The organism is Streptomyces sp. NPDC016851, from assembly GCF_055562795.1.
The window spans coordinates 18,462-27,009 of record NZ_JBVHEP010000048.1; the positions used below are offsets into that span (position 1 = coordinate 18,462).

The window sequence follows — 8,548 nt, forward strand, 5'->3', positions numbered from 1 at the left end:
TCAGGGCTGTCCGGCGCCGGCGCGGTCCGTGCCGCCGGCGCCGGGCGGGCCGCGCTACTCCTCCGCCAGCAGCGCGTACGCCGCGGCCACGAACGGGTCGTGGGCGCGGAAGCGGCGGGTGCACAGCGCGGCCAGGGCCGTGCCGGTGTCCGGGCGGAAGCCGAGGAACGCCTGCTGGCCGAGGGTCGCGCCGCCGTGGAAGTACATCGGTCCGCCGTCGGTGGGGTGACGGAACCAGGCGATGGTGTGCACGTGCCGGTGCCCGAGCCCCCGGCGGAGTACCGGGCGGCGTACCGCGCGCAGGGCGGCGGCCAGCCGCGGGGGTGCGCCGGCCGGTTCCAGGTGGGCCTCCAGGAACGTGAGCAGGTCGTGCGGCGTGGCGCGTACGGCGCCCGCCGCCTGGAAGCCGCCCGCGTCGAAGGGGGGCACGGGCGTCTCGCCGTCCTTGCCGTGCCCGAGGGCGTCGAGCCCCGAGTCGTCCGCGCGCAGGGTCGTGCCGTGCAGACCGAGCGGGCGCAGGACCTCGTCGGTGAGCAGGCCCTCCCAGGGGGTGCCGGTCGCGGCGGCCAGGGCGTGTCCGAGCACGGCCACGCCGTAGTTGGAGTAGCGCCAGCGGGTGCCGGGGCGGTGGCGTGGCCGGTGGCGCAGGTAGGCGTCGACGACCCGGTCGGCCGGGAAGCGGGCGTAGGGGTTGGTGTGCCAGGCGGGAAGGCCCCGCAGGAGGAAGCCGGCCGGGAGGGCGGGCAGCCCGGAGGTGTGGGTGATGAGGTGGGCGAGCGTCACGGGGGCGCCGCCGGTCGGCCGCCCGCTGTCCAGGAGGGCGGTGGCCGGTTCGCCGCCGGACAGCTCGCCGATGTGGATCAGCCGGGCCAGGAGCAGCCCGGTGAACGTCTTGGTGGCCGAGCCGATCTCGTAGCGGAGGTCCTCGCGGGGCAGCGGCGGAGGCGGGGCGGTGCCGCCGGTGAGGAGCGTGCGGTGGCCGTGCCGGGAGACGGCGAAGACGGTGTCGGGGGCGTCGGACGCGGCGACGGCGTCGGCGAGTCGCTCGGCGAGTCGCTGGTCGTCCGGGCGGACTTCCGCCGGCGGGAGACACAGGGCCGGGGCTGCCGCCGCCGATGTGGCGCGCGGGTGTGCGGGCGGGCCGCACGGGGTGGGGCGCTGGTGCCCGGGTGCGGAGCGCGGGACCGGGGCCTCCTCCCCCGACCCGCCACGCGGGGTCCGGCCCCCGTTCGCCGGCGTGGCACACCGACCCGGCGGGCCCTCGTCTTCGAGTGGTTCGCCCGGCCACGGGGACGGCCGACGGGGCGTCATGACGCGTGGGCCAGCCGGGCCAGGGACCGGGAGGTGGCCATGACCGAGGCGAAGGCGGCGACCAGGGTGGGGTGGTAGACGATGTCGAACACCTCGTCGGGGTCGCCCTCGGGCATCGTGCGGATCGCGGGCATGGCTCCGTCCGGTTGCTGTGCGGCGGCGAAGGCCTGCCAGGCGCGTTCGTCGAGGGTGGGAAGGGGCAGGCAGGCGTCGACGACCAGCAGTTCGCCGAGCAGGTCCCAGCGCTCCAGGTCCAGCCAGTCGTCGATCCAGACGGGGAGCCAGGTGGCGAGGTAGTCGGCGATGTCCGGCGGCAGGCCGCCCGGGTTCTCGCCCCAGTCGGTGAGGTGGAACACCGCGTGGGTGACGTCGTAGGCGATGTGGCCCTCGACGGTCCAGGGTTCCGGGGTGCGGGCCAGCCAGGTTCCGCCCACGAGGTCGGCCTCGGGCAGGCGGGGGGTGAGGCCGAAGCGGCGCTGGAACGCGGCCAGGCCGAGGCGTCGTGTCGGGGTGACCTCGAAGGCGACCCAGCTGTCGAGCCGGTGGTTCAGCACGGCGGCCCGCTCCACCTCCGGGTGGCTGTAGCCCAGTTCCTTGAACGGCACGTAGATCTCGAACGGGATGGAGGACGCCGGCTCGGTGCGCTGCCCGCGCACCAGCATGGCGCCGCCGTCCAGCGTCTCGCGCCAGACGTGGTCGAGGAGCCGGCGTGCGAGCTGGGCCTGGCGTGAGCCGGCCACGCCCTCGCGGAAGAGCACGCGGCAGATCAGGGCGAGTTCGCCGATGGGCTTGAACCGCTCGAGGAAGCCGATTTCCGGGTCCACGTCGGGCTCCAGCCGGAATCCGTCCCGGCGAGCCCAGAGCCATTCCATGGCGCGGACTCCGACATCGTGGATCAGGCGGGTGTCGGTCATCCCAGCACTCCTTGTGCGCCGTGCCGGTGGTGCGTGTCGGTCAGGGCGCCGTCGTCGAGCCGTCCGGTGGTCAGGGCCGCCGCGTAGACGGTCATGAGAGTGGAGTGGTAGTGGCGGACGAAGTCCGGTTCGCCGGCGTCGTCGCTGTCCCCCACCTCCGGCAGAGCGCCCGAGGGGTGCTGCGCGGCGGCGATCCGCTCCCATGCGTCCTGGAGTACGGCGGTTTCGGGCAGGTCGGGCAGGCTGGCCGCCACGGCCAGCAGCTCGCAGCCGAGGTCCCACATCCGGGCGTCCAGGCAGGTGTCGAGCCAGGGCGGCAGCCAGTCGGCCAGGTAGGCGGCAAGGTCCGGTGGCAGGCCCCGGAACCCTACGCGTCCCCAGTCGGTGAGATGGAAGACCACATGGGTCAGGGCATATCCGGAAGGGCGTTCGAAGGTCCAGGGTTCCGGCAGTCCGCCGAGCCAGGTGCTGCGCAGCGCCTGGGGCATCCCGTCCGACCGGCGAACGGCGGTGCGTTCCTCGGCGTTCAGGACGCCGAGCCGCCGGGTGGCCGTCTGTTCGGTGAACTGCCAGCTACGGGTCCGGGCCACCACGGTGGCGGCCGCCTCGTAGCGGGGGTCGCGCCGCCCGGTCGAGGCGAAGGCGGCGTACACCTCCAGCGGATAGGTGGCAAAGGGCTCCAGCCGCTGCAGGCGCACGAACAGCTCGCCCTCGCCGGTCTGTTGCCAGGCGAAGGCCAGCAGGTCGGCGGCGCGGGCGTGCAGCGGGTCCGAGGGGGCCGTGTGCCGTGACACGGCCGCGCACGTCAGGGCGAGCTCCCCGAGTGGCTTCCAGGTGCGGTTCACCTGGCCGTGGGCGGCCAACGCGTCTTCGCCCAGTGCGAAGTCCGCCCGGTGCCCCCACAGCCACGCCAGCGCGGCCTCGGCCGGTCGCTGGAGCAACCCGGGATCTATGACGGCCGTCACGCGAACGCTCCCGTCCGGATCAGCCGTGCCGCCCGTACCTGCAGCGCCACGAGCGGATCGTCACCACCCATCAGCTCCACGAAGTCGAGGCCGGTTTCGAGTCCCAGGGTTTCCGGGACACCATCCAGCAGCGTCAGCCAGCGTCCGGCGCCGGCCGCCTGCCGCCAGTCCCTGCGGCGCACCGCGCGGACGAATCCCCGGGCGACGTCGAGCGATCGGTGCCCGGCCACGCGGTCGATCGCGCAGTCCTCCCCGGGCAGGGCGAGCGCGGCCAGCACCGCCAGCTGATGCGTGAGGGACTGCCAGCTCGCGCGGCCGAGTTCCTCGGCGTCAGGTGTCGGTTCCGGGCCGTCCGCGGCTGAGTCGACGAACGACGGGTCGAGCCGGCGCAGCGTGCGCCGCATCGCCCAGTGGCTCCACGCGACGGTGGGAGCGGCGTCCGAGCGGGGTGGGTAGGCCTCCAGCGCCTTACGGAACACAGCGAGTTCTTCCGGCAGAGGCGGGGCGTGCAGAAGGGTGCTCGGCAGCAGCGCGTCGGCTCCCAGGACGCGTACCGCGGCCACTGCGAGGCCCTCGGCTTCCCCGTCGACCGCCACCGCGGCGGCCGCTCGCGCGTGGTCTCCGCTCCGAAGAGCGGAGACCACACCGGAAGCGAGGTCCCGCACCGCGCCCTGCAGGAGGGTCGAGGTGCCAGACTGCTCCATGGATCACTCCTGTCCGTCAGGTCAGCCCTTCTTCGGGCGCGGGGTCGGCGGCGACAGAAGCAGGCCGATGTCGCCCGACTTCAGCGCCAGCGCCGCGCACTCGCGGCTGTCGCGGTAGACGCCGTCGACTTCCGCCGGGTCGAGTGCCGCCTCGATGTCGACACTCGGGACGCCGGTCAGTTCTTCGGTGACCTTTTCCTTGGAAGGCATAGCACCATCTCCCTGAGCTGAAGCGAGTACCTTCACCTTCCGGATCACCGGAATCGGACAAAGCATGCCAACTTTCTCAGAATTCACTTAAATAACTTCTTCAACATCTCAGGCATGAGTGGTTGACCCTCGTGCCACGACACGCAAGGTGCGGACGGAGGAGTCCGCCGCGTCGGGGATGAGGACCCCGTGTTCGACACCGCTGCGCAGGTAGTCCAGGACCTCGTCGGTGACGACCTCACCGGGTGCCACGACGGGCACGCCCGGCGGGTAGGGGCTGATCATCTCCGCGGCGACCCGTCCCGCGGCCCGCTCGGCGGGCACGTGTTCGACCGGGGCGAAGAACGCCTCGCGGGGCAGCATGGCCTGCTCCAGCTCCAGCGCCGAGGCCTCGGGCAGGTGGACCGGCGGCCGCCGCTCGATGGTGTCCGCCCGCTCGACGAGCTCGGCCAGGGCGTCCACCAGGACCGTCTCGGTCTCGTCGTCGTCCGCGTACGTGATCGAGGCGCTGATGCGGCAGGTGTCCGAGCCCCCGACGTCCACGTGCCGGTGGCCGCGCAGCCACTCCGAGGCCTGCATGCCGCTGATGCCGAGCTTGCGTACGTCGATGACGAGCTTGAGCGGATCCAGGTCGGCGGCGAGCCCCTCCTCCACGACCTCGCGGCCCATGGGCCGCAGACCCGGCAGCTCGGCGACCGCCGCCCGGATGCGTTCGGCCCGACGGATGGCGGCGTCCAGGAGCTCGTGCCCCTGTTCGACCATCTGGCGGCGCCAGCCGTCGAGCGTGGCGTACACGAGGGAGGAGGCGCTGGTGGTGCCGAGCAGGTCCTCGCGCTGCTTGAGGGCCTCCGGCGAGACGCGGTCGTACTGGAGGTGGAAGACGGAGCTCTGTTCCACGGCCCCGCCCATCTTGTGCACGCTCGTCACGACCAGGTCGGCCTCGGCGTCCATGCCCCAGGCGGGCAGGCCGGGGTGGAACGGCAGGTGGGCGCCCCAGGCCTCGTCGACGATGACGGGCACGTCGAACTCGTGGCACACCCGGGCCACTCCCCCGATGTCCGCGCAGGAGCCCCAGTCGGTGGGCGTGATGAGCAGCATGCCCTTGGCGTCGGGGTGTTCCCGGAGCCGGCGGCGGACGTCGTCGGGCTCGGGCGGGTGGGCCAGGTGCCGTTCGGCGTCGAACTTCGGGTGCACCCAGATCGGTTCGACGCCGTTGACGACGACGGCCGCGACGACCGACTTGTGGGCGTTGCGCGACAGCAGCAGCTTCTCGCCCGGGCCGGCCGCGGCCAGCATGGCGGTCTTCACGGACAGGGAGCTGCCGCAGGTGGAGAAGAACGCCTGCTCGGCGCCGACCGCGTCCGCCATGAGTTCCTGGGCCCGGCTGAGGACGCCCTGCGACTGGCGGCGGTCGTCGAGGCCGTTGAGGGAGAGCACGTCGGACCGGAACACGTCGAGCCCGACGATCTCCGCCACCCGGGGGTCCACTCCCCTGCCCTGCTTGTGGCCCGGCGGGCCGTAGGCGATGTCGCCGCGGCGCCGGAAGTCCTCCAGCGCCTCCAGGACGGGCACGCGCGAGTGGTCCATGGTTCCTCCCAGGTCCGGCCCGCCCGGCCGCCGCCGCGGCGTCCACGCTGTCGTGGCCCGGCGGGTACACCGACCGTGTTGCACTCCGGCACGGGTCGAAACGCCGTGCAGTCGCGGCACCGGGCGGTACCCCGCCCGGGGGCAGCGCCTCACGGCCCGGATAGCCGCGGGCGTGTCGTGGCCGCCCTGGCTGAGGGCAGTCGTGCCGCTGGGGCGATGGGGGTCCCCCCGCTCGAGCGAAGCCGAGAGTGGGGGCCCAGGCCATGACGCCGCGAGTGTCGCCGCACCCGGCGGTGAAACCCGGTCGGGGACACACCGCAGCCGAGCCGGGGAGGTCCCTGTGGAGCGCACGCCCGACGACGTGCACCAAGCCGTTCGGGGGGAGGTGGCGGCGCGGGCCGACGCGTTGTGGGGCGTGGCCTGCCTGCTGCACGCCGAGCCCGAGTACGCCTTCGCCGAGCACCGGGCGGCCGCTGTGCTGTCGGGTGAGCTGGAGCGGGCCGGTTTCGTCGTGGAACGCGGCGTGGCGGGGATGCCGACCGCGTTCACGGCGCGCTCGGGCGAGGGCCGGCCCGCCGTGGCGCTGCTGCTGGAGTATGACGCCCTGCCCGGTCTCGGTCACGCGTGCGGCCACAACCTCATCGCGGCGGCGGGCCTGGGAGCCGCGCTGGCGGTGAGGGCCGTGGTGGAGGAGGCGGCCGGATCGGTGCTGGCGGTGGGCTCGCCCGCCGAGGAGGGCGGCGGCGGCAAGGCCCTGGAGGTGGAGGCCGGCGTGTTCGACGGCGTCGACGCGGCGCTGATGTTCCACCCGGGCGTCCACAGCTGGGCGCGGGCGCCGCTGACCGCGCAGGTGCAGTACCGGGTGGCCTTCCACGGCCGGGCCGCACACCCCACGGGGAACCCCACGGAGGGCGTCGACGCGCTCGCGGCGCTGGTGGAGCTGTTCAACGTGCTGGCCGTGCTGGGGCGGCGGCTGCCGGAGGGCTCGCACGTGCAGGGCATCGTCACCCAGGGCGGCGTCGCCACGAACATCGTCCCGGAGTACGCCGAGGGCCTGTTCGGTCTGCGCGCGGCCACGACTCCGGCACTGGACGACCTCACGGAGCAGGTGCGGGAGTGTGCCGCCGGGGTGGCCCGGGCCACGGGCACGACCGCCGAGGTGGAGCGGGCCACCGTGCGCTACGAGCACTTCCGGGACAGCGAGACGCTGTCCGAGCGGTTCGCCGCGCACCTGTCCCGGGCCGGGATCCCGCTGTCGCCGCCCGTGCCCGGGGTGTATCTGGGCTCGTCCGACATCGGGAACGTCAGTACGCGGGTGCCCGCCATCCACCCGTTCGTCGCGATCATGGACGAGGACGGTTCCGACCACACCCCGGAGTTCGCCGAGGCCGCCGCCTCGCCCCGGGCCCGCGAGGTGCTGCTCGCCGCGACCGAGGCCCTCGCGTGCACCGCCGTGGACGTCCTGCTGTCCGAGGAGCTGCGCGAGGAGGCCTGGGCGCGGCACCGGGCAGCGCGAACGTGGTGAGTGCTTCCGCCCCCGGTGGGGAACCCGGCGAACGCCGTACCCACCGACACCCTGGAGAGGGCCATGAGTCTGTTGCGCGTGCTCGGCCGGCCCATGCTGGCCTCGATGTTCCTCACGGGCGGCCTGAACTCCGTCCGCGACCCGGAGTCCGTCACCCCGGCCGCCGAGCCTGTCGTCCAACCGGTCACCGAACGCGTCTCGGCGCTGCCCGACCGCACCGAGCAGGTCGTACGGCTGAACGGCGCCGTGCAGGTCGTGGCCGGGCTGATGCTGGCCACCGGGCGCATGCCGCGTCCGGCCGCGCTGGCCATCGCGGCCACGCTGGTGCCGACGACGCTGGCGGGGCACCGCTTCTGGGAGGCGGAGGATCCCTCGGAACGTGCCCAGCAGCGGATCCACTTCTTCAAGAACATGTCCATGCTGGGCGGGCTGCTGATCGCCGCGGACGACACCGGCGCCCGCCCCTCGGTGGTGTGGCGCGGCAGCCACGCCGCCCGTGGCCTGCGGCGGGACGCGGGCCTGGTGCGGCGCTCCGTCCGTGCCACCACGGGCCCGGCCTCGGCGGCCGGGCGTGTCCGGGCGAAGCTGCCCGTCTGAGCCATCGCAGGGGGCCGTCCGGACCGCGCGTTAGCCCCCTGGGGCCTTGGGGACCCGGGGGCTGGAGGTGAAGGACATGGGACACGGAGGAAACGTCATCGACGAGCTGGTGACCGATCACCGCGAAGTCGAGGAGATGTTCGGCAAGATCGAGGGGCTGCCGTCCGGTCACAAGGACCGCAAGATGTACGCGGACCAGGTCACGATCGAGCTGGTGCGGCACTCGGTGGCCGAGGAGGCCTACCTCTACCCGGCCGTACGCGAGCACGTGGCCAATGGGGACACCCTCGCCGACCGGGAGCTCGAGGACCACGCCACGGCCGAGCGGATCATGAAGGACCTGGAGGGCTGTGACGCGGGCGACCCGGACTTCGACCGGCTGATGGGCATGCTGATGAGCGAGATCCGTTCGCACATCGCCGACGAGGAGGGCAACCTCTTTCCGGCCCTGCGGCAGGCCTGCCCGGCGGACGCGCTGAACGAGCTGGGCGACAAGGTCCGGAAGGCGAAGAAGACCGCCCCGACCCGGCCGCACCCGGCCGCTCCCGACAAGCCTCCGGCGAACAAGCTCCTGGCTCCGGGCACCGGCATGGTCGACCGGCTGCGCGACGCGCTGACCGGTCGCGGCAAGTCCGAGTAGGAGCAGACAGCGAGAAGGGCCCCGCGCCGCCGCCGCCCCCCCCCCAAGCTACACGGTGTGGGGGGCCGGGCGCGACGCGCCCCCCCCCCGAGTTC

General features: G+C 73.6%; 9 protein-coding genes. 3 read left to right on the forward strand and 6 right to left on the reverse strand.

Going from position 1 to position 8,548, the window contains the following annotated elements; translation table 11 throughout:
• Nucleotides 1-54: 54 nt before the first annotated feature.
• From ACZ3I3_RS40890 to ACZ3I3_RS40915, 6 genes are all read right to left on the reverse strand, one after another.
• Nucleotides 55-1,311 carry a serine hydrolase domain-containing protein gene (locus tag ACZ3I3_RS40890; RefSeq protein WP_467372939.1) on the reverse strand — a complete coding sequence of 419 codons (1,257 nt, stop codon included), beginning with the start codon at nucleotides 1,309-1,311 and terminating at the stop codon, nucleotides 55-57.
• Nucleotides 1,308-2,225, reverse strand: coding sequence for a DUF6895 family protein (locus ACZ3I3_RS40895; protein WP_467372940.1), 918 nt, complete (start codon nucleotides 2,223-2,225; stop codon nucleotides 1,308-1,310). Before ACZ3I3_RS40895 ends, ACZ3I3_RS40890 begins: the two co-directional genes overlap by 4 nt.
• Nucleotides 2,222-3,190: a DUF6895 family protein gene (locus ACZ3I3_RS40900; RefSeq protein WP_467372941.1), complete on the reverse strand. Its 969-nt coding sequence runs from the start codon at nucleotides 3,188-3,190 to the stop codon at nucleotides 2,222-2,224. The genes ACZ3I3_RS40895 and ACZ3I3_RS40900 overlap by 4 nt, the downstream gene beginning before the upstream one ends.
• The gene (locus ACZ3I3_RS40905) at nucleotides 3,187-3,894 is read right to left on the reverse strand and encodes a hypothetical protein (protein ID WP_467372943.1); all 708 of its coding nucleotides are present in this window, start codon (nucleotides 3,892-3,894) and stop codon (nucleotides 3,187-3,189) included. Before ACZ3I3_RS40905 ends, ACZ3I3_RS40900 begins: the two co-directional genes overlap by 4 nt.
• A gap of 21 nt (nucleotides 3,895-3,915) precedes the next feature.
• The gene (locus tag ACZ3I3_RS40910) at nucleotides 3,916-4,104 is read right to left on the reverse strand and encodes a hypothetical protein (protein ID WP_467372944.1); all 189 of its coding nucleotides are present in this window, start codon (nucleotides 4,102-4,104) and stop codon (nucleotides 3,916-3,918) included.
• 108 nt (nucleotides 4,105-4,212) lie between these two features.
• A complete protein-coding gene (locus ACZ3I3_RS40915) occupies nucleotides 4,213-5,691 on the reverse strand; it encodes an aminotransferase class I/II-fold pyridoxal phosphate-dependent enzyme (RefSeq protein ID WP_467372945.1) in 1,479 nt (492 codons plus the stop codon).
• Nucleotides 5,692-6,031: 340 nt separating this feature from the next.
• On the opposite strand from ACZ3I3_RS40915, the gene ACZ3I3_RS40920 reads away from it, so the two are divergent.
• The 3 genes from ACZ3I3_RS40920 to ACZ3I3_RS40930 all read left to right on the forward strand — a co-directional run bounded on the left by ACZ3I3_RS40920 (nucleotide 6,032) and on the right by ACZ3I3_RS40930 (nucleotide 8,453).
• Nucleotides 6,032-7,216, forward strand: a complete 1,185-nt coding sequence (locus tag ACZ3I3_RS40920) for an amidohydrolase (protein WP_467372946.1) — start codon at nucleotides 6,032-6,034, stop codon at nucleotides 7,214-7,216.
• Between the two features lie 63 nt (nucleotides 7,217-7,279).
• Nucleotides 7,280-7,813, forward strand: coding sequence for a DoxX family protein (locus tag ACZ3I3_RS40925; RefSeq protein ID WP_467372948.1), 534 nt, complete (start codon nucleotides 7,280-7,282; stop codon nucleotides 7,811-7,813).
• A 76-nt stretch (nucleotides 7,814-7,889) separates the two neighbouring features.
• Nucleotides 7,890-8,453 (forward strand): hemerythrin domain-containing protein, encoded by a 564-nt coding sequence (locus ACZ3I3_RS40930; protein ID WP_467372949.1) that lies wholly within the window; start codon nucleotides 7,890-7,892, stop codon nucleotides 8,451-8,453.
• The last annotated feature ends 95 nt before the right edge of the window (nucleotides 8,454-8,548 follow it).